The organism is Pseudomonas lalucatii (genome assembly GCF_018398425.1).
Classification (GTDB): Bacteria; Pseudomonadota; Gammaproteobacteria; order Pseudomonadales; family Pseudomonadaceae; genus Aquipseudomonas; species Aquipseudomonas lalucatii.
In genome coordinates, this window is record NZ_JADPMV010000001.1 from 1,381,371 (window position 1) to 1,404,281 (window position 22,911).

7 protein-coding genes are annotated in these 22,911 nt (G+C 66.3%); 3 read left to right on the forward strand and 4 right to left on the reverse strand.

The features are described from left to right. The first annotated feature begins 27 nt into the window (after window positions 1-27). Complete coding sequence (mmsB, locus tag I0D00_RS06250; protein ID WP_213638889.1) at window positions 28-912, forward strand: 3-hydroxyisobutyrate dehydrogenase; 885 nt, start codon at window positions 28-30, stop codon at window positions 910-912. 59 nt (window positions 913-971) lie between these two features. Here mmsB and I0D00_RS06255 read toward each other — a convergent pair whose 3' ends face one another. From I0D00_RS06255 to I0D00_RS06265, 3 genes are read right to left on the reverse strand one after another with little or no spacing between them, the layout of a single operon-like run. Further along, window positions 972-2,276 (reverse strand): HlyD family type I secretion periplasmic adaptor subunit, encoded by a 1,305-nt coding sequence (locus I0D00_RS06255; protein WP_213640233.1) that lies wholly within the window; start codon window positions 2,274-2,276, stop codon window positions 972-974. A 58-nt stretch (window positions 2,277-2,334) separates the two neighbouring features. Next, window positions 2,335-4,491, reverse strand: coding sequence for a type I secretion system permease/ATPase (locus I0D00_RS06260; protein WP_213638890.1), 2,157 nt, complete (start codon window positions 4,489-4,491; stop codon window positions 2,335-2,337). A 30-nt stretch (window positions 4,492-4,521) separates the two neighbouring features. After that, window positions 4,522-5,874 carry a TolC family outer membrane protein gene (locus I0D00_RS06265; protein WP_213638891.1) on the reverse strand — a complete coding sequence of 451 codons (1,353 nt, stop codon included), beginning with the start codon at window positions 5,872-5,874 and terminating at the stop codon, window positions 4,522-4,524. A 322-nt stretch (window positions 5,875-6,196) separates the two neighbouring features. Between I0D00_RS06265 and I0D00_RS06270 the strand changes: the two genes are divergently transcribed. Together I0D00_RS06270 and I0D00_RS06275 are read left to right on the forward strand one after the other, a co-directional pair. Next, on the forward strand, window positions 6,197-20,539 hold the full coding sequence (locus I0D00_RS06270; RefSeq protein ID WP_213640286.1) for an immunoglobulin-like domain-containing protein: 14,343 nt from the start codon (window positions 6,197-6,199) through the stop codon (window positions 20,537-20,539). Window positions 20,540-20,619: 80 nt separating this feature from the next. After that, entirely contained in the window at window positions 20,620-20,958 is a 339-nt protein-coding gene (locus I0D00_RS06275; RefSeq protein WP_213638892.1) for a tryptophan synthase subunit beta, read from the forward strand. 16 nt (window positions 20,959-20,974) lie between these two features. Here the strand turns inward: I0D00_RS06275 and lapD are convergent, their stop codons facing one another. Then, a complete protein-coding gene (gene lapD / locus I0D00_RS06280; RefSeq protein WP_213638893.1) occupies window positions 20,975-22,909 on the reverse strand; it encodes a cyclic di-GMP receptor LapD in 1,935 nt (644 codons plus the stop codon). Window positions 22,910-22,911: the final 2 nt, after the last annotated feature.

Consider the following 22,911-nt stretch of genomic DNA (forward strand, 5'->3'; position numbering starts at 1 on the left):
CACAGGCAATCCACAAGGAGAACGACAATGACCCAGATCGCCTTTATCGGCCTCGGCCACATGGGCCTGCCCATGGCCCGCAACCTGCTCAAGGCCGGCCTCAACCTGCGGGTCTTCGACCTGGTACCCGCCGCCATCGAGGAGCTGGCCAAGGAAGGCGCCCAGGCGGCCAGCAGCGCCGCCGATGCGGTACGGGGCACGCAGGTGGTGATCAGCATGCTGCCGGCCAGCCGCCATGTGGAGGGCCTGTACCTGGGCGACGGCGGCCTGCTCGCCCGGCTCGAGCCCGGCACCCTGGTACTGGAATGTTCGACCATCGCCCCGGAGTCGGCGCGCAAGGTACACAAGGCGGCCGCCGAACGCGGCCTGCGGATGCTCGATGCGCCGGTCTCCGGCGGCACCGCCGGGGCGGCGGCGGGCACCCTGACCTTCATGGTCGGCGGCGAGGCGGCGGTGCTGGAGCAGGCCCAAGCGATCTTCCAGGCCATGGGCAAGAACATCTTCCACGCCGGCCCGGACGGCGCCGGCCAGGTGGCCAAGGTGTGCAACAACCAGGTGCTGGCGGTGCAGATGATCGCCACCGCCGAGGCCATGGCCCTGGGCGTGGCCAACGGCCTGGACCCGGCGGTGCTGGCCGAGATCATGCGCCAGAGTTCCGGCGGCAACTGGACCCTGGAGAAGTACAACCCCTGGCCCGGGGTGATGGAGAACGCACCGGCCTCCAAGGGTTACTCGGGGGGCTTCATGGCCGAGCTGATGGCCAAGGACCTGGGGCTGGCCCAGGAAGCGGCCCAGGTCACCGGCAGCAGCACGCCGATGGGCGCCCTGGCCCTGCAGCTCTACCGTCTGCTGCTCAAGCAGGGCAAGGGCCAGCGGGACTTCTCGGTGGTGCAGCAGCTGTTCGTCGAATAGTCGACTGAGCAGATAAAAGCCGCAGATCCCTGCGGCTTTTTCATTAGCTCACACGCCCATCAGCGCTCGCGCAGGGCCTCGGCACGGGCACGGATGATCGGTTTTAGCAGGTAGCTGAGGATGCTCTTCTTGCCGGTGATGATGTCCACCGAGGCCACCATGCCGGGAATGATCAGCAGCGGTTGCTCCGGGCTGCCCAGGTGGCTCTTCTCGGTGCGCAGCTGGATCACGTAGAAGCTGTTGCCCTCGTCGTCGGTGACGGTGTCGGCGCCGATCTGCACCAGTTCGGCCTTGAGCCCGCCGTAGATGGTGTAGTCGTAGGCGGTGAACTTGACCATGGCCTCCTGCCCCGGATGCAGGAAGGCGATGTCCTGGGGACGGATACGCGCCTCGACCAGCAGCTTGTCGTCCAGCGGCACCACTTCCACCAGGTCGCTGCCCGGCTGGATCACCCCGCCTATGGTGTTGACCAGCAGTTGCTTGACGATGCCACGTACCGGCGAGGTGACCAGGGTGCGGTTGACCCGGTCTTCCAGCGCCTTGCCGGTGGACTGGATCTTGCTCAGCTCGGTGCGCGCCTCGTTCAGTTCGGCCAGGGCCTCGCTGCGAAAACGCCCGCGGGTCTCGTCGATCTTGCGCTCGACCTCCTTGATCGCCGCCTCGGCCCTTGGAATCGCCAGGGTCGTGGCCTCCAGCGAGCCGCGACTCTCCACCTCGGCACGCTTGAGCCGCAGCACCTCGACCCGGGAGATCGCGCCCTCCGCCACCAGCGGCTCGGACATGCGGATTTCCTGGCGCAACAGATTGAGGCTGTTGCGGAACTGCCCCTGCTTGGAGACGAACTCGCGCAACTCCTGGCGACGCTGAACCAGCTGCTCCTCCAGGCCGGCGACTTCGTCCAGCAGCTGCTGGCGACGGCTGTTGAACAGCTGTTCCTCGTTCTCGGCCAGTCGCGGCGCCTTGTCCCGCACCTCCTCGGCCACCTGCAGTTCGCGCCCCTGCACCTCGGCACTGAGCCTCTCCACGCGCAACAGCAAGGCCAGGCGATCGGCCTCGGTCTCGCCGACGTTGGAGGCGAAGCGCGTATCGTCCAGGCGCAACAAGGGGTCGCCAGGGTTGACCACCTGCCCCTCGCGTACGAACAGCTCGGCGACTATGCCGCCCTCGAGATTCTGGATCTTCTGCAGGCGCGAAGAGGGAATCGCCTTGCCGTCGCCGCGCGTGACCTCGTCGACCACGGCGAAATGCGCCCAGAGCAGGCAGAACGCGACGAAGGCGATCAGCGCCCAGATGGTCAGCCGCACCACCTTGGGCGCGTCTTCGATCAGCGCCTTGCTGACCTCGGGCAGCGGTTCGTCGCCCATGCCATTGCGGCTGCCGAAATAGGTCGACGCCAGCTGGCTCGACGGACTCGCAGACTGCTTAGCTGACACTGATCTGCCCCTTCTTCAGTGCTTCCATCACGCTGCCCTTGGGCCCGTCGGCGATGACCTGCCCGCGATCGACGATCACCAGGCGATCGACCAGGCTGAGCAGCGAGGCGCGGTGCGTCACCAACAACAGGGTCTTGCTGCCGATCACGGCGGCCAGGCGCTGCTTGAGGCGCTCCTCGCCGGTGTTGTCCATGGCGCTGGTCGGCTCGTCCAGCAGCAGGATCTGCGGGTCGAGCAGCAAGGCGCGGGCCAGGGCGACGTTCTGCCGCTGGCCGCCGGAGAGGTTCTGCCCACGCTCGCCGACCTGCAGCTCGTAGCCCTTGGGGTGCAGCCGGGCGAACTCGTGGACCCCGGCCAGTTCGGCGGCCTGCAGCACCAACTCGTCCTCGACGTAACGCGCCCCGACCACCAGGTTGTCGCGCAGGGTGCCGGAAAACAGCTGGATGTCCTGGGGCACGTAGCCGATGTTGTGGCGCAGGTCGCTGACATCCAGCTGGCGCACGTCGATGCCATCGACCAGCAGGCTGCCGCCATCGGCCTGATAGAGGCCGACGATCAGCTTGGCCAGCGAACTCTTGCCCGAGCCGCTGCGGCCGATGATGCCGATCTTCTCGCCGGGGCGGACCACCAGGTTGATGTTGTGCAACGCGGCCTGCTGCTGGTCCGGGTAGTGGAAGTCCAGCTGACGGAACTCGACGGCCCCCTGCAGCGACTGGCGCTTGAGCGGCCGCTCCTCCTCCTGGCGCTCCTGGGGCAGGTTCATCATCTGGTTGACCGAATCGAGGGTGACCCGCGCCTGCTGATATCGGGTGAGCAGCCCGGACATCTGGGTCAGGGGCCCCAGGGCCCGACTGCTGAGCATGTAGCAGGCGATCAGGCCGCCCATGCTCAGGTTGCCCTCGATGATCTGATAGACGCCGAGCACTATGATCACCACCCCGGCCAGCTGCTGCAGCAGCTGGGTCGAATTCAACGCCAGGCTGGACAGCATGCGCGCGCGCAATTCCAGGCGGCCGAGGGTACCGATGGTCTGCTCCCACAGGTACTGGCGCTCGCTCTCGGCGTTGTTGACCTTGACCGCATCCAGCCCGGCCAGACTCTCGATCAGGCTGGACTGGCGTTCGGCCGCCAGCGCCATGCTGCGCTCCATGGTCTGCGCCAGGGGCCGCTGCAGCGCCCAGCCGATCAGGGCCACCAAGGGGAAGGCCAGCAACGGAATCCACACCAGGTGGCCGCCGATCATCGCGATGACCGCGAGGATCAGCAGGGTAAACGGCAGATCGATCACACTGGCCAGGGTCAGCGAGGCGAGGAAGTCGCGCAGGCTCTGGAACTCGTGGATGTTCTGGGCGAAGCTGCCGACCCGCGCCGGACGGAACTTCATGGCCATGCCGGCGATGCGCTCGAACAGCGTCGCCGAGATGATCAGGTCGGTCTTCTTGCCCGCCAGGTCCAGACACCAGCCGCGCAGGGTCTTGAGCAGCAGGTCGAAGAGAAAGGCACCGGAAATGCCGATGGCCAGCACCCAGAGGGTCGCCACGGCCTGGTTGGGCACCACCCGGTCGTAGACGTTCATCACGAACAATGGCGTCGCCAGGCCGATCAGGTTGATCAGCAGGCTGGCGGCGATGGCATCGAGATAGAGCCAGCGCGAGCGCTTGAGGGTATCGCGGAACCAGGAGCCGGCACGGGGAATGAGCTGCTCGCGGTTGAAGTCGAACTTGTGCTGCGGCTGGGCGAAGAACACCTGGCCGCGGTAGTCCTCGGCCAGCATCTCGGCGCTCACCCGCACCTCGCCGCCTTCGCTCTCGCTCGGCATGATGCGTGCCTGGCCCTGCTCGTCCCAGCCGAGCAGCAGGGCGCTACGGCCCTCGCGCAGCTGCAGCAGCGCGGGCATGGCCAGCGCCGGAATCTGCCGCAAGCCGCGGCGCAGCCAACGTCCCTGCAGCCCCGCCCGCGCCGCCGCGCGCGGCAGCAACTCGACGGTCAGACGCTGCTCCGGCAACGGCAGGCCCGCCGTCAGCATGGCCCGGCTGACCGACTTCTGGTGAAAACTGCAAAGCGACAGCAGGCTGTCAAGCAACGGGTCGTCGTAGCGATCGCGCGGATCGCTGCGGGTCTGGGCCTGGCTGAGGTCTACTGCCACTGAGCTTCACTCTTGCATGGGGAACGGCACTCAATTGAGGGCAGGCAACGCCACCTTGGCCTTGACCACGTCCAGTGGCGCGGCGGCCATCGGCGCCACGACACCCTGGCTCTTGAGCAGGGAGCCCATGGTGGCCTTGATCCGGTATTGAGTAAACAGCTCAATGAAGCGCACGTCTTCCAGGCGCCGCGAGGCGGTGAACAACTCATTCTCGCTGTCGAGCAGATCCAGCAGGCTGCGCTCGCCCAAGGTGAATTGCTTCTGGTAGGAGGCGCGTACCCGGCTGCTGTGATCGACGTATTGCTGGGCGATCGGCAACTGCTGACGCGCATTGTCCAGGGCGTTCCAGGCCAGCCCCAGTTCCTCGATCAGCACCCGCAGGGCGTTGTTGCGGATATCCATGGCCTGATTGATCTGGTGCGCCTTGGACTGCAGGTCGGCCTTGTTGCTGCCGCCGGCGAACAGGTTGTAGCGCATGCGCAGCATCGCCTGCCACTCGTTGCTGTGACCCGGCGTGCCATCTATGTTGTTGTCCGCCCCCCGCGACAGTTCGGCATCGAAGCGCGGGTAGAAGGTCGACTTGGCCGCCTGATACTGCTGCTCGCTGGCCTGTACGTCGGCCTCGGCGGAACTCAGGAAGGGGTTGTTCGCCAGCATCTCCTCGCGCGCCGCCTGCAGGTTCTCCGGCAGGCCGCCCGGCAGCCCCTGCGGCAGGCTCAGCTCGCTGGCCCCGCGACCGACCACGCTGAAGTAGTTGACCTGGGCATCGGCCAGGTTGGTCTGCTCGGTGATCAGATTATTGCGGGCCTGGGCCAAGCGCGCCTCGGCCTGGTCCAGGTCGGCCATGCGCCCCACCCCACTCTGACTGCGCAGCGAGATCTGATCGTAGATACGTTCGTGACTGAGCAGGTTATCCTCGGCCAGGCGCACCAGGTTCTGGCGCTTGAGGACTTCCAGGTAGACCTGGACCACGTCCAGGCCAGTGCGCTCGGACGTACCCAGCACCTCATAGGCCCGCGCGTTGACGGTGGCGCGCTGGCGGCCGACCTCGCTGCTGGTGGCGAAGCCGTCGAAGAGCATCTGCTGCAGGCGCAGCGTCGACTCTCCGCGAGTCAGCGTCCTGTAGCCGTGCCCGCCACCGGCCCGGCTAGTGGGGCTATCGGTACCCTCGCGACCGTAGCCCGCGAGCAGGTCGACCTGCGGCAAATAGCCGCCCCTGGCCGCCTTCATCTGCTCCTCCACGGACAGGCGTGCATTGATCCCGGCCTGGATTTCCGGATGCACATCGAGGGCACTCTGCATCGCCTCACTGAGGGTCTGCCCCTGAGCAGACAAGGACACCACGAGGGACAGGGAAAGGGGGAAAAGGGCTGAAAAACGCATGATCTATAGGATTCCTTTCAGGCGGAGGCTGGCTGCATGCCAGCCAAGGGGAAGCTATTTCACCGCCCGGCGCGCTCGCACGCAAAGCAGCCCAAAGCCACCGATAGTATGATCTGCATCACACAAACGAAGCCAAAGATATCAAAGTGACATTATCGGCAGAGATTGTTTATGATCACGCCTACACGGTCAATACTCTGACATAAAGCAACTCGAAAAAACACAAATGCCACATTATTGACGCCAATTCTGCTTTAAAAAAAGAACACAAGCGACTTTAATCGAAGGATCACGCCGCGCCTACGCGCGCATGGAGCTGTCTATGTCTAGTTTCGTCGCCATCATCAAATCCATTGTCGGCCAGGTGTTCGCAACCTCCCTGGATGGACTGAAGCGCCAGGTCTTCGAAGGGGAACGCCTGTTCCAGGGCGAGCAGCTCATCACCGCCCTGGGCAGCTCGGTCACCTTGCAACTGGCCAATGGCGACCAAGTAGACATCGGCGAAAGCAGCCAGTGGCAGGCCGGCCGCGCCGAAGGTGCCGAACAGGCGCAAGCGGATAATGGGCCGACCTCCGAGCTGGAGCAGGCCATCGCCGCGGGCCTCGACCCGACCGCCGAGCTGGAACCCACTGCCGCAGGACCTGGCGCTACCGGTGGAGCCGGCGGCGCCCAAGGCGGCGGCCACAGTTTCGTGATGCTGGATGAAACGGGCCAGCAGCTGGATCCGACGGTTGGGTTTGAGACCGCTGGCTTGGCATTTACAGGCGCAACTACCACTGAAGAAGATAGTGCCCTCGTTAACCCTGCAACCACTCCGGCCGAAGCTGTTGCCCCCCCTTCTGTAGTCACCCTCAGCATCGCCGGCAAGGAAAACAGCTACAGCGAAGCCCAGCAGCCGGTCTTCGTGATCAGCATCAGCCAGGCCCAGGCCAGCGATGTGCTGGTCACCCTGAGCAATGGCGACACCGTCACCATCCTCGCCAATCAGACGTCGGCCGAGTACAGCGCCGCCGCGCAGGGCGATGATGTGCTGGTCGATGCCGGCACCCTGACCCTCGGCGTAGCCAACGCCACCGTCAACGGCGCCGCCTTCGAGAACCTGACCCTGGGCAGCGCTGCCAGCGTCGCCATCAGCGACACCCCCGACACCGTCACCGCGACCCTGACCAGCAACGTCGACACCGTCGCCGAAGGCGGCCAGATCGTCTACACCGTGACCCTGTCCACCACCAGCGGCCTGCCGGTCACCGGCCACAGCGGCCTGACCTTCACCCTGGCCAACGGTGAAACCCTGAGCATCGCCGCCGGCGCCACCAGCGGCAGCAGCGCCCCGGTCACCGTGGCCGATGACGCCCTGGTCGGCGGTCAGCCGGCCGTCGTCAACAGCATCGCCAGCGTCACCGGCGGCAACGTCTTCGAGAGCCTGGTCAACGCCGGCAACACGTCCGTGACCGTCACCGACGAGCCGGGCACGCCGGGCAACCCGGGCAGCCCGAATGAAGGTGATCCGATCACCCTCAGCATCGCCGGCAAGGAAAACAGCTACAGCGAAGCCCAGCAGCCGGTCTTCGTGATCAGCATCAGCCAGGCCCAGGCCAGCGATGTGCTGGTCACCCTGAGCAATGGCGACACCGTCACCATCCTCGCCAATCAGACGTCGGCCGAGTACAGCGCCGCCGCGCAGGGCGATGATGTGCTGGTCGATGCCGGCACCCTGACCCTCGGCGTAGCCAACGCCACCGTCAACGGCGCCGCCTTCGAGAACCTGACCCTGGGCAGCGCTGCCAGCGTCGCCATCAGCGACACCTCCGACACCGTCACCGCGACCCTGACCAGCAACGTCGACACCGTCGCCGAAGGCGGCCAGATCGTCTACACCGTGACCCTGTCCACCACCAGCGGCCTGCCGGTCACCGGCCACAGCGGCCTGACCTTCACCCTGGCCAACGGTGAAACCGTGAGCATCGCCGCCGGCGCCACCAGCGGCAGCAGCGCCCCGGTCACCGTGGCCGATGACGCCCTGGTCGGCGGTCAGCCGGCCGTCGTCAACAGCATCGCCAGCGTCACCGGCGGCAACGTCTTCGAGAGCCTGGTCAACGCCGGCAACACGTCCGTGACCGTCACCGACGAGCCGGGCACGCCGGGCAACCCGGGCAGCCCGAATGAAGGTGATCCGATCACCCTCAGCATCGCCGGCAAGGAAAACAGCTACAGCGAAGCCCAGCAGCCGGTCTTCGTGATCAGCATCAGCCAGGCCCAGGCCAGCGATGTGCTGGTCACCCTGAGCAATGGCGACACCGTCACCATCCTCGCCAATCAGACGTCGGCCGAGTACAGCGCCGCCGCGCAGGGCGATGATGTGCTGGTCGATGCCGGCACCCTGACCCTCGGCGTAGCCAACGCCACCGTCAACGGCGCCGCCTTCGAGAACCTGACCCTGGGCAGCGCTGCCAGCGTCGCCATCAGCGACACCCCCGACACCGTCACCGCGACCCTGACCAGCAACGTCGACACCGTCGCCGAAGGCGGCCAGATCGTCTACACCGTGACCCTGTCCACCACCAGCGGCCTGCCGGTCACCGGCCACAGCGGCCTGACCTTCACCCTGGCCAACGGTGAAACCGTGAGCATCGCCGCCGGCGCCACCAGCGGCAGCAGCGCCCCGGTCACCGTGGCCGATGACGCCCTGGTCGGCGGTCAGCCGGCCGTCGTCAACAGCATCGCCAGCGTCACCGGCGGCAACGTCTTCGAGAGCCTGGTCAACGCCGGCAACACGTCCGTGACCGTCACCGACGAGCCGGGCACGCCGGGCAACCCGGGCAGCCCGAATGAAGGTGATCCGATCACCCTCAGCATCGCCGGCAAGGAAAACAGCTACAGCGAAGCCCAGCAGCCGGTCTTCGTGATCAGCATCAGCCAGGCCCAGGCCAGCGATGTGCTGGTCACCCTGAGCAATGGCGACACCGTCACCATCCTCGCCAATCAGACGTCGGCCGAGTACAGCGCCGCCGCGCAGGGCGATGATGTGCTGGTCGATGCCGGCACCCTGACCCTCGGCGTAGCCAACGCCACCGTCAACGGCGCCGCCTTCGAGAACCTGACCCTGGGCAGCGCTGCCAGCGTCGCCATCAGCGACACCTCCGACACCGTCACCGCGACCCTGACCAGCAACGTCGACACCGTCGCCGAAGGCGGCCAGATCGTCTACACCGTGACCCTGTCCACCACCAGCGGCCTGCCGGTCACCGGCCACAGCGGCCTGACCTTCACCCTGGCCAACGGTGAAACCCTGAGCATCGCCGCCGGCGCCACCAGTGGCAGCAGCGCCCCGGTCACCGTGGCCGATGACGCCCTGGTCGGCGGTCAGCCGGCCGTCGTCAACAGCATCGCCAGCGTCACCGGCGGCAACGTCTTCGAGAGCCTGGTCAACGCCGGCAACACGTCCGTGACCGTCACCGACGAGCCGGGCACGCCGGGCAACCCGGGCAGCCCGAATGAAGGTGATCCGATCACCCTCAGCATCGCCGGCAAGGAAAACAGCTACAGCGAAGCCCAGCAGCCGGTCTTCGTGGTCAGCATCAGCCAGGCCCAGGCCAGCGACGTGCTGGTCACCCTGAGCAATGGCGACACCGTCACCATCCTCGCCAATCAGACGTCGGCCGAGTACAGCGCCGCCGCGCAGGGCGATGATGTGCTGGTCGATGCCGGCACCCTGACCCTCGGCGTAGCCAACGCCACCGTCAACGGCGCCGCCTTCGAGAACCTGACCCTGGGCAGCGCTGCCAGCGTCGCCATCAGCGACACCTCCGACACCGTCACCGCGACCCTGACCAGCAACGTCGACACCGTCGCCGAAGGCGGCCAGATCGTCTACACCGTGACCCTGTCCACCACCAGCGGCCTGCCGGTCACCGGCCACAGCGGCCTGACCTTCACCCTGGCCAACGGTGAAACCGTGAGCATCGCCGCCGGCGCCACCAGCGGCAGCAGCGCCCCGGTCACCGTGGCCGATGACGCCCTGGTCGGCGGCCAGCCGGCCGTCGTCAACAGCATCGCCAGCGTCACCGGCGGCAACGTCTTCGAGAACCTGGTCAACGCCGGCAACACGTCCGTGACCGTCACCGACGAGCCGGGCACGCCGGGCAACCCGGGCACCCCCGGCAGCCCGAATGAAGGTGATCCGATCACCCTCAGCATCGCCGGCAAGGAAAACAGCTACAGCGAAGCCCAGCAGCCGGTCTTCGTGATCAGCATCAGCCAGGCCCAGGCCAGCGACGTGCTGGTCACCCTGAGCAATGGCGACACCGTCACCATCCTCGCCAATCAGACGTCGGCCGAGTACAGCGCCGCCGCGCAGGGCGATGATGTGCTGGTCGATGCCGGCACCCTGACCCTCGGCGTCACCAACGCCACCGTCAACGGCGCCGCCTTCGAGAACCTGACCCTGGGCAGCGCTGCCAGCGTCGCCATCAGCGACACCCCCGACACCGTCACCGCGACCCTGACCAGCAACGTCGACACCGTCGCCGAAGGCGGCCAGATCGTCTACACCGTGACCCTGTCCACCACCAGCGGCCTGCCGGTCACCGGCCACAGCGGCCTGACCTTCACCCTGGCCAACGGTGAAACCCTGAGCATCGCCGCCGGCGCCACCAGCGGCAGCAGCGCCCCGGTCACCGTGGCCGATGACGCCCTGGTCGGCGGCCAGCCGGCCGTCGTCAACAGCATCGCCAGCGTCACCGGCGGCAACGTCTTCGAGAACCTGGTCAACGCCGGCAACACGTCCGTGACCGTCACCGACGAGCCGGGCACGCCGGGCAACCCGGGCACCCCCGGCAGCCCGAATGAAGGTGATCCGATCACCCTCAGCATCGCCGGCAAGGAAAGCAGCTACAGCGAAGCCCAGCAGCCGGTCTTCGTGATCAGCATCAGCCAGGCCCAGGCCAGCGACGTGCTGGTCACCCTGAGCAATGGCGACACCGTCACCATCCTCGCCAATCAGACGTCGGCCGAGTACAGCGCCGCCGCGCAGGGCGATGATGTGCTGGTCGATGCCGGCACCCTGACCCTCGGCGTCACCAACGCCACCGTCAACGGCGCCGCCTTCGAGAACCTGACCCTGGGCAGCGCTGCCAGCGTCGCCATCAGCGACACATCCGACACCGTCACCGCGACCCTGACCAGCAACGTCGACACCGTCGCCGAAGGCGGCCAGATCGTCTACACCGTGACCCTGTCCACCACCAGCGGCCTGCCGGTCACCGGCCACAGCGGCCTGACCTTCACCCTGGCCAACGGTGAAACCCTGAGCATCGCCGCCGGCGCCACCAGCGGCAGCAGCGCCCCGGTCACCGTGGCCGATGACGCCCTGGTCGGCGGCCAGCCGGCCGTCGTCAACAGCATCGCCAGCGTCACCGGCGGCAACGTCTTCGAGAACCTGGTCAACGCCGGCAACACGTCCGTGACCGTCACCGACGAGCCGGGCACGCCGGGCAACCCGGGCACCCCCGGCAGCCCGAATGAAGGTGATCCGATCACCCTCAGCATCGCCGGCAAGGAAAGCAGCTACAGCGAAGCCCAGCAGCCGGTCTTCGTGATCAGCATCAGCCAGGCCCAGGCCAGCGACGTGCTGGTCACCCTGAGCAATGGCGACACCGTCACCATCCTCGCCAATCAGACGTCGGCCGAGTACAGCGCCGCCGCGCAGGGCGATGATGTGCTGGTCGATGCCGGCACCCTGACCCTCGGCGTCACCAACGCCACCGTCAACGGCGCCGCCTTCGAGAACCTGACCCTGGGCAGCGCTGCCAGCGTCGCCATCAGCGACACATCCGACACCGTCACCGCGACCCTGACCAGCAACGTCGACACCGTCGCCGAAGGCGGCCAGATCGTCTACACCGTGACCCTGTCCACCACCAGCGGCCTGCCGGTCACCGGCCACAGCGGCCTGACCTTCACCCTGGCCAACGGTGAAACCGTGAGCATCGCCGCCGGCGCCACCAGCGGCAGCAGCGCCCCGGTCACCGTGGCCGATGACGCCCTGGTCGGCGGCCAGCCGGCCGTCGTCAACAGCATCGCCAGCGTCACCGGCGGCAACGTCTTCGAGAACCTGGTCAACGCCGGCAACACGTCCGTGACCGTCACCGACGAGCCGGGCACGCCGGGCAACCCGGGCACCCCCGGCAGCCCGAATGAAGGTGATCCGATCACCCTCAGCATCGCCGGCAAGGAAAGCAGCTACAGCGAAGCCCAGCAGCCGGTCTTCGTGATCAGCATCAGCCAGGCCCAGGCCAGCGACGTGCTGGTCACCCTGAGCAATGGCGACACCGTCACCATCCTCGCCAATCAGACGTCGGCCGAGTACAGCGCCGCCGCGCAAGGCGATGATGTGCTGGTCGATGCCGGCACCCTGACCCTCGGCGTAGCCAACGCCACCGTCAACGGCGCCGCCTTCGAGAACCTGACCCTGGGCAGCGCTGCCAGCGTCGCCATCAGCGACACCCCCGACACCGTCACCGCGACCCTGACCAGCAACGTCGACACCGTCGCCGAAGGCGGCCAGATCGTCTACACCGTGACCCTGTCCACCACCAGCGGCCTGCCGGTCACCGGCCACAGCGGCCTGACCTTCACCCTGGCCAACGGTGAAACCGTGAGCATCGCCGCCGGCGCCACCAGCGGCAGCAGCGCCCCGGTCACCGTGGCCGATGACGCCCTGGTCGGCGGCCAGCCGGCCGTCGTCAACAGCATCGCCAGCGTCACCGGCGGCAACGTCTTCGAGAACCTGGTCAACGCCGGCAACACGTCCGTGACCGTCACCGACGAGCCGGGCACGCCGGGCAACCCGGGCACCCCCGGCAGCCCGAATGAAGGTGATCCGATCACCCTCAGCATCGCCGGCAAGGAAAACAGCTACAGCGAAGCCCAGCAGCCGGTCTTCGTGATCAGCATCAGCCAGGCCCAGGCCAGCGACGTGCTGGTCACCCTGAGCAATGGCGACACCGTCACCATCCTCGCCAATCAGACGTCGGCCGAGTACAGCGCCGCCGCGCAGGGCGATGATGTGCTGGTCGATGCCGGCACCCTGACCCTCGGCGTCACCAACGCCACCGTCAACGGCGCCGCCTTCGAGAACCTGACCCTGGGCAGCGCTGCCAGCGTCGCCATCAGCGACACCCCCGACACCGTCACCGCGACCCTGACCAGCAACGTCGACACCGTCGCCGAAGGCGGCCAGATCGTCTACACCGTGACCCTGTCCACCACCAGCGGCCTGCCGGTCACCGGCCACAGCGGCCTGACCTTCACCCTGGCCAACGGTGAAACCCTGAGCATCGCCGCCGGCGCCACCAGCGGCAGCAGCGCCCCGGTCACCGTGGCCGATGACGCCCTGGTCGGCGGCCAGCCGGCCGTCGTCAACAGCATCGCCAGCGTCACCGGCGGCAACGTCTTCGAGAACCTGGTCAACGCCGGCAACACGTCCGTGACCGTCACCGACGAGCCGGGCACGCCGGGCAACCCGGGCACCCCCGGCAGCCCGAATGAAGGTGATCCGATCACCCTCAGCATCGCCGGCAAGGAAAACAGCTACAGCGAAGCCCAGCAGCCGGTCTTCGTGATCAGCATCAGCCAGGCCCAGGCCAGCGACGTGCTGGTCACCCTGAGCAATGGCGACACCGTCACCATCCTCGCCAATCAGACGTCGGCCGAGTACAGCGCCGCCGCGCAGGGCGATGATGTGCTGGTCGATGCCGGCACCCTGACCCTCGGCGTCACCAACGCCACCGTCAACGGCGCCGCCTTCGAGAACCTGACCCTGGGCAGCGCTGCCAGCGTCGCCATCAGCGACACATCCGACACCGTCACCGCGACCCTGACCAGCAACGTCGACACCGTCGCCGAAGGCGGCCAGATCGTCTACACCGTGACCCTGTCCACCACCAGCGGCCTGCCGGTCACCGGCCACAGCGGCCTGACCTTCACCCTGGCCAACGGTGAAACCGTGAGCATCGCCGCCGGCGCCACCAGCGGCAGCAGCGCCCCGGTCACCGTGGCCGATGACGCCCTGGTCGGCGGCCAGCCGGCCGTCGTCAACAGCATCGCCAGCGTCACCGGCGGCAACGTCTTCGAGAACCTGGTCAACGCCGGCAACACGTCCGTGACCGTCACCGACGAGCCGGGCACGCCGGGCAACCCGGGCACCCCCGGCAGCCCGAATGAAGGTGATCCGATCACCCTCAGCATCGCCGGCAAGGAAAACAGCTACAGCGAAGCCCAGCAGCCGGTCTTCGTGATCAGCATCAGCCAGGCCCAGGCCAGCGACGTGCTGGTCACCCTGAGCAATGGCGACACCGTCACCATCCTCGCCAATCAGACGTCGGCCGAGTACAGCGCCGCCGCGCAGGGCGATGATGTGCTGGTCGATGCCGGCACCCTGACCCTCGGCGTAGCCAACGCCACCGTCAACGGCGCCGCCTTCGAGAACCTGACCCTGGGCAGCGCTGCCAGCGTCGCCATCAGCGACACCTCCGACACCGTCACCGCGACCCTGACCAGCAACGTCGACACCGTCGCCGAAGGCGGCCAGATCGTCTACACCGTGACCCTGTCCACCACCAGCGGCCTGCCGGTCACCGGCCACAGCGGCCTGACCTTCACCCTGGCCAACGGTGAAACCGTGAGCATCGCCGCCGGCGCCACCAGCGGCAGCAGCGCCCCGGTCACCGTGGCCGATGACGCCCTGGTCGGCGGCCAGCCGGCCGTCGTCAACAGCATCGCCAGCGTCACCGGCGGCAACGTCTTCGAGAACCTGGTCAACGCCGGCAACACGTCCGTGACCGTCACCGACGAGCCGGGCACGCCGGGCAACCCGGGCACCCCCGGCAGCCCGAATGAAGGTGATCCGATCACCCTCAGCATCGCCGGCAAGGAAAACAGCTACAGCGAAGCCCAGCAGCCGGTCTTCGTGATCAGCATCAGCCAGGCCCAGGCCAGCGACGTGCTGGTCACCCTGAGCAATGGCGACACCGTCACCATCCTCGCCAATCAGACGTCGGCCGAGTACAGCGCCGCCGCGCAGGGCGATGATGTGCTGGTCGATGCCGGCACCCTGACCCTCGGCGTCACCAACGCCACCGTCAACGGCGCCGCCTTCGAGAACCTGACCCTGGGCAGCGCTGCCAGCGTCGCCATCAGCGACACCTCCGACACCGTCACCGCGACCCTGACCAGCAACGTCGACACCGTCGCCGAAGGCGGCCAGATCGTCTACACCGTGACCCTGTCCACCACCAGCGGCCTGCCGGTCACCGGCCACAGCGGCCTGACCTTCACCCTGGCCAACGGTGAAACCGTGAGCATCGCCGCCGGCGCCACCAGCGGCAGCAGCGCCCCGGTCACCGTGGCCGATGACGCCCTGGTCGGCGGCCAGCCGGCCGTCGTCAACAGCATCGCCAGCGTCACCGGCGGCAACGTCTTCGAGAACCTGGTCAACGCCGGCAACACGTCCGTGACCGTCACCGACGAGCCGGGCACGCCGGGCAACCCGGGCACCCCCGGCAGCCCGAATGAAGGTGATCCGATCACCCTCAGCATCGCCGGCAAGGAAAACAGCTACAGCGAAGCCCAGCAGCCGGTCTTCGTGATCAGCATCAGCCAGGCCCAGGCCAGCGACGTGCTGGTCACCCTGAGCAATGGCGACACCGTCACCATCCTCGCCAATCAGACGTCGGCCGAGTACAGCGCCGCCGCGCAGGGCGATGATGTGCTGGTCGATGCCGGCACCCTGACCCTCGGCGTCACCAACGCCACCGTCAACGGCGCCGCCTTCGAGAACCTGACCCTGGGCAGCGCTGCCAGCGTCGCCATCAGCGACACCCCCGACACCGTCACCGCGACCCTGACCAGCAACGTCGACACCGTCGCCGAAGGCGGCCAGATCGTCTACACCGTGACCCTGTCCACCACCAGCGGCCTGCCGGTCACCGGCCACAGCGGCCTGACCTTCACCCTGGCCAACGGTGAAACCGTGAGCATCGCCGCCGGCGCCACCAGCGGCAGCAGCGCCCCGGTCACCGTGGCCGATGACGCCCTGGTCGGCGGCCAGCCGGCCGTCGTCAACAGCATCGCCAGCGTCACCGGCGGCAACGTCTTCGAGAACCTGGTCAACGCCGGCAACACGTCCGTGACCGTCACCGACGAGCCGGGCACGCCGGGCAACCCGGGCACCCCCGGCAGCCCGAATGAAGGTGATCCGATCACCCTCAGCATCGCCGGCAAGGAAAACAGCTACAGCGAAGCCCAGCAGCCGGTCTTCGTGATCAGCATCAGCCAGGCCCAGGCCAGCGACGTGCTGGTCACCCTGAGCAATGGCGACACCGTCACCATCCTCGCCAATCAGACGTCGGCCGAGTACAGCGCCGCCGCGCAGGGCGATGATGTGCTGGTCGATGCCGGCACCCTGACCCTCGGCGTCACCAACGCCACCGTCAACGGCGCCGCCTTCGAGAACCTGACCCTGGGCAGCGCTGCCAGCGTCGCCATCAGCGACACCTCCGACACCGTCACCGCGACCCTGACCAGCAACGTCGACACCGTCGCCGAAGGCGGCCAGATCGTCTACACCGTGACCCTGTCCACCACCAGCGGCCTGCCGGTCACCGGCCACAGCGGCCTGACCTTCACCCTGGCCAACGGTGAAACCGTGAGCATCGCCGCCGGCGCCACCAGCGGCAGCAGCGCCCCGGTCACCGTGGCCGATGACGCCCTGGTCGGCGGTCAGCCGGCCGTCGTCAACAGCATCGCCAGCGTCACCGGCGGCAACGTCTTCGAGAACCTGGTCAACGCCGGCAACACGTCCGTGACCGTCACCGACGAGCCGAATCCCGGCATCGAAGACACCGTCTATGCCCACATCAGCGTTAATGCTGCCAGCGTCGCCGAAGGTGGCAGCCTGATCTACACCGTCAGCCTCAAAGATGCCGCCGGTAACCTGGTGAGCGTACCGCTCGACAAGGAGGTTGTCGTTGCTCTCACCTGGAGCGGCGCCGCCAGCGGCGGTGCCGACACCAGCGCTCTGCCGGCCAGCGTCACCGTCGCGGGTGGTAATAGTGAGAAAACTTTCACCGTCACCGCGACGGACGATACGTTGGTCGAAAGTACCGAGGCCCTGGTAGCCAGCATTAACATGGTCAGTGCAGTCGGTGTGTTCGAGGCAACGGCGATCAGCCAGACAGAGGGTACGGCGACCAGCGCTATCACCGACAACGACATCGACGATGATAACGAGTCCCGGAGCACGCTCGAAGACACGCCACTTAACGGCAACGTGCTTGACAACGCCACCACAGCTGTCGGCACTGCCACGGTAACCGGGTTCTCGGTGACGGGGGACTCGGCCTCATACAGCGCCGGTCAAACTGCGACGATCAACGGCGTGGGCACGCTCACGATCGCCGCGAACGGTACTTACAGCTTTGTGCCGGCCCATGACTACAGCGGCCCGGTACCTAGCGTCACCTATACCGTGACCAACGGTGTGAGTTCCGACACGTCCACTCTCGGCATCACCGTTACCCCCGTTGCCGATGCACCTATCGTCACCATCGATGTCGGTGCCGCCAGCGCCAGCACCACCACCATCACCAGCGCGAACGCGGCAGCCAGCGGCCAAGGCTACACCGTTCAGGCGTTCAATCCCGATGGCACTGCGGGGGTGATTTCCAGCAATAGCAGCCCTGTTGGTTTCGGCGTCGTCGGTGCGGCATCCGGCGCCAACAGTGAGCTTGGCTACTCCGGCGGCCAATCGGAGCGACTCACTGTGACGTTCGATGCGCCGGTAGCGAGCGCGACTGTTCGCTTCGCCTGGCTGCATACCGGCGAAAGAGCGACCTATAACCTCTTCGACAGCGCCGGCAATCTGATCGGTAGCAATACGATCGCCGGGATAACCGACTCCGTCGATCCAGCCATCACCCTGACCAGTAGCACCGGTGCCGCGATCAGCCGTATCGAGTTCACCGCACCGCGCGCAGGGGATGACTATCTGATCAACTCGATCGAGTTTGCCTCCAGCACTAGCTATCCACTCACAATCACGGCCACACCGAGCGACATCGACTACTCCGAATCCATTGCCAGCATCACGGTCGCGGTTCCCGCCGGCGCCACCCTGTCCGCCGGATCGGCCAATGGCGACGGCACCTGGACGCTGCCCCTTACCAGTTCGGGCAGCTATTCCATAACAATTGATCCGACCACCCAAGGCGTGAGCATCGGCGGCCTGACCATGACGCTCCCAGGCAATCCGGTTGGCAGCCTGAGCGTGACAGTGACGGCTACGGCGCAGGATGGCACTGATACGGAATCGAATTCCGCCACCATCACCATTGGTGACACCACTGCTCCCGAAACCGCTGATGTAGCCGTTGTCGCCAATGAGGACTCCGGCCCCATCACCATCACCCTGAGCGCGACCGATACCGCCAGCAGCATTGCCAACTTCACCATCACCAGCCTGCCGGTGAACGGCACGCTGATGTACAACGGCCAGGCGGTCCAGGTTGGCCAGGCCATTCCCGCAATTGGTGATCAGGCCAACCTGAGCTTCACACCAAACGCCGACTGGAATGGCAGCACCAACTTCCAGTACCGCGCCAGCGATGTCGCCGGCAACCCGGACCAAACCCCAGCCACCGTGTCCATCCTGATCAACCCGGTCAACGACGCGCCGATCAATCAACTGCCGGCGAACTACATCACCGATGAAGACACCGCGATCAAGCTGAGCGGGCTGTCGGTGAGCGATGTGGATGTGGCCTCCGGTCTTGTCTCGGTTACCCTGGCGGTTGCCCGTGGGTCCCTGAGCGCCGCAGCAGCCAGCGGTGTCGCGGTTAGCGGTTCGGGTACGGGCACTATTGTTCTGACTGGCACACTTGTCGATATCAATGCCTATCTAGCAGCTCCGGCGACCCAACCGAGCTATGTTCCGCTCAAGGATGACAGCGGCAGTGTTTCCCTGAGCATGACCAGCAACGATGGCGGCAATACCGGTGCCGGCGGCGCTTTGACTGATGTCGACACCAGCCTGATCACCATCAATCCAGTGGCCGACGCCATACCTGCCAATGATGTTTCCATTGTCATCGGCACCCCGGTCGTCAATGAAATCAGCTTCATCGGCGATAGCGGCCTGACCGGCAAGAGCGAATTCACCTTCGGCAACGGCGTGACCATTTCCACCGGCAGCAGTTCCACCTTCAACTGGTCGGGCGGCAACAACCTGGGTGTCAACAGCCCGGGCGACAACGGCACACAGTCCCAGCGCATCGACGGTAACGAAGCAATCAACTTCAGTTTTCCGACCGGCATGCAATACATGGCACTGCGACTGAAGAACTCTGCCGATGACGTGGTCAAGATCAGCAGCAAGCTGGAAACCGCCGACCTGGTGGGTCAAAGCACGCTGACTGGCTCGATCGGCACCTCGTCGACGTCCGTCGTTTCCTCCTCCAATCTCAAGGTGGAACTGCAACTGGAAGTGAACAATGCCGGTGTCACCAGCACCGTGACTCGCGTTGCCACTGTCAACTCCGGCGGTAGTTGGTCCGTAAGCCTCACTGGCATCACCGGCACCATCACCAAAGCCACGCTCAATGCCACGCTCGACGGCGGCCTGTTCAATCAGGGTGGCAATACATCCGCCAACGTGACCTATTCGATCGGCGCCGACATGAGCAGCCTGGCTATCGGCCTGGGCGCTGCCAATGCCTTCGGCGCCAATGCCAAGAACAACGGCTTCCAGATCGAGTACATTGCCATCGACCCCAACCCGACAGGCCTGACCAGCTACAGCTACCCGGTGGACGTGTATGCCGTGGTGCAGGACACAGTGGGAACGCCGGAGACCATCACCAGCCTGGCACTCAGCGACCTGCCGGCAGGCTCATCGATCAACGTGGTGCTGGCCGACGGCAGCTACCAGGAAATCAACGCCAACGCCCAGGGCGTGTTTGACCTGAGCCCCTATACGTCTCTGCTGAACACCCCCACAACGACCTCGGGGACCGACAAGATCTACCTGGTCACCAGTTCGGCACTGCCTACTGGCTTCGCTCCGACGCTGTCTCTCGAGGTCAGTGACGGTACCAGCACCGCCAAGACCATCATCGGCGGCTCGGCCGATTCGACCTTTGTCGGCGGCACCGGCAATGACTACATCAGCGGCGGTGCTGGCAACGACACGCTCAATGGCGGACTGGGTAACGACACCCTAGACGGCGGTACCGGCAACGACATCCTTATCGGCGGCGCGGGCGACGATATCCTCATCGGCGGCACCGGAGCGGATAGCTTCGTCTGGCAAGCAGGCCATACAGGCACCGACCGGATCACCGACTTCAATATCGGCCAAGGCGATCGTATCGACCTACGCGATCTGTTGGTCGGCGAAACCGACGCCACCATCGACAATTACTTGCAGGTAGTGACCAACGCCGGTACCTCGACCCTGCTGATCAGCACCACAGGCCAGCTGAACGCCGGTGGCGGTGCGGCGGTCAATGCCAATACCAGCATCGAGCTGACGGGCGTGGATCTGTCCGGTAGCAGCATCAACTCGCTGATTGCCGGTGCCGACCCGACCATCAAGATCGACCATAGTTGACACGCATGTCCCCCGCCGCCATCGCTACGGGTGGCGGGGGATCATGTTTGGCAAGTGCCTAGCCGAGTAAGGAGTGGTCGATGTTGTATGTAAAGCGGGATGCCTGGGGCAACCTGGAGCAGGTCGAAGCGGCACCGTTCGAGGGCATGGACGGAGAGATTGCCGCCGACAGCCAGGAGGCTCAGGCCTGGTACGCCAACCAGGCCGTGGAAAGCAGTCTGCTCAAGTTGCAGCAGAGCGATCTGGACATGATCCGGGTACTGGAAGACCTGATCACCGTGCTGATCCGCAAGGGCGTGGTGCGCATCACCGACCTGCCGGAGGCCGCGCAGAGCAAGCTGGTGGGCCGCAGCAAGGCCCGTGACGCCCTGGGCGGGCTACAGCGCCTGATCAACGACGACGAGTCCGGGCTGATCTGATCAGCCCTCCCCCCTTTTATCGCCAGGGCGCCGGCTCGCCGAACAGGCGGCCCTGTACCGCACTGATGCCCATCTCGCGTAGCACCTGCCATTCCCCCTCGGTTTCCACGCGCTCGGCGATCAAGGGCAGGTCGATGCTGTTGGCCGCCCGTTGCATGGCTTCGATGAACAGGCGCTTGTCGTTCTCCTGGTCGATGGCGCGGATATAGCTGCCATCCACCTTGAGGTAGCCGAGCCCCAGCTTGGCCAGGTTGCCGATCATGCTGAAGCGGCCGCCGAAATGCTGCAGTCCCAGGCCGAAACCCATGCCATGCAGGTGCTGGGTGAGCGCCTCCAGCGCGCCCTGCTCGGGCAGCTGGTCCTCGTCCAGCTCCAGGGTCAGGCGCGGCCCCAGCTGACTATGCTGGCGCAACATCTCGTACAGGGCCGCCAGGGCTTGCGGCTCACGCACCGTGGTTCCAGACAGGCTCAGCGCCAGGTGGACGTCGTGACCCTCCATCTGTGCCAACACCCACCCCAGCATCGCCAGGTCCAGACGGGCGGTCCAGCCGAAGCGCTCCAGCCAGGGCAGGAAGCGCCCCGCGGGTATCAATCCACCCTGCTCGTCGAGCAGGCGGGCCAGCACCTTGTGATGCAAGATGCGCCCGGGCTCGGCGGCATCGACCACCGGCTGGAAGTGCAGCTGGAATCGTCCCTGCTGCAGTGCCTGATCGAGCAGGCGGTGCCAGCTCTGGCGCTCGTCGGCGGCCGGGCTGGACACGCCGTCTTCGCTGCAGGCCCAGTGCTGCAGGGTCTGGCTGGCCGCCTGGGCCAAGGCCTCGTCCAGTCGGCGATAGAGGTCGGCGGTGTCCGCCCCCGGGGCGAAGGCGGTCATGCCGATGTGGGCCATCGGCAGGCGATCGCTGACGCCGGTCTGCTGCAGGCTCGCCAGCGCCGCATCGAGGCTTTCGGCCAGCTGTTCGGCTTCGTCGCGATGCAGGCCAGGCGCCAGGATGGCGAACTCGCCGCCCCGGTTGCGCGCCAACAGGTAACGCCCCTGGCAGAACTGCAACAGTTGCTCGGCCACGCTCTTGATCAGCTGGTCGGTGCGTTGACCACCCAGCCGCTGATTGAGCCCGGCCAGGTCGTCGACCCGCAGCAACACGAGAAAACCGCTGCAGGCCTGCTCCTCGACATTCAGGCGCGCATGCAGCTGCAGATCGAAGTAGCGCCTGTTGGCCAGGCCCGTGAGGCTGTCCTGATAGGCCTCGGCGCGCAGCTGCTCGCTGCGCGCGGCCTGCTCGGCGAACAACGCCTTGAGCTTCTCCACCATCTGGTTCATGGCCTTGACCACGCGGCGAAACTCCGGGGTCCTGGGCAAGTCCGGCAGACTGAGAAACTCGCGCCGGGCGATGGCGTTGGACTGCTCCACCAGATAATCCAGCGGGCGCAGCTGGCGCTTGAGCAGCAGGACGCCCAGGGCGATGCACAGCAGGCCGCTGAGGGCCAGCCACAGCAGGATACCCAGGGCGCTTTGCCACAGCTTGCCGATGGCGAACAGCGGGTGGCTGACCACTTCGACCCGCGCCGCCTGACGCCAGCCGTCGCTGACGATGGCATCGCCGCTGGCCGGCGCCAGGTCGACCAGGTCGGCGAACCACTGCGGCGCCTCGGCGCTGACCGGCACACCGCTGCGCTCGACCAGCACTTCGCCGCTGGCGGAGTCGATCACCCGGATGCTCTTGAAATAGCCACTGTCGAAGATCGAGCTGACCATCAGCTCGACCATGGCCGCATCCTCGATATGCGGGCTCAGCGACAGCCCCAGGGCCGTCGCCGCATCCTGGGCATGGGCGCGCAACTGGTTGACCTGCTGCTCGCGGGAACTCTCCACGCTGACCAGAAAACTGCCGGTGAAGCTCACCAGCATCAGCACACAGATGGCGATGAACAGCTGCTTGAACAGTGACATGA

Coding starts and splice junctions, on each gene's coding strand:
- mmsB (WP_213638889.1), top strand. CDS start 28: ATGACCCAGATCGCCTTTATCGGCCTCGGCCACATGGGCCTGCCCATG.
- lapD (WP_213638893.1), bottom strand. CDS start 22,909: ATGTCACTGTTCAAGCAGCTGTTCATCGCCATCTGTGTGCTGATGCTG.
- I0D00_RS06265 (WP_213638891.1), bottom strand. CDS start 5,874: ATGCGTTTTTCAGCCCTTTTCCCCCTTTCCCTGTCCCTCGTGGTGTCC.
- I0D00_RS06270 (WP_213640286.1), top strand. CDS start 6,197: ATGTCTAGTTTCGTCGCCATCATCAAATCCATTGTCGGCCAGGTGTTC.
- I0D00_RS06275 (WP_213638892.1), top strand. CDS start 20,620: ATGTTGTATGTAAAGCGGGATGCCTGGGGCAACCTGGAGCAGGTCGAA.
- I0D00_RS06255 (WP_213640233.1), bottom strand. CDS start 2,276: ATGGGCGACGAACCGCTGCCCGAGGTCAGCAAGGCGCTGATCGAAGAC.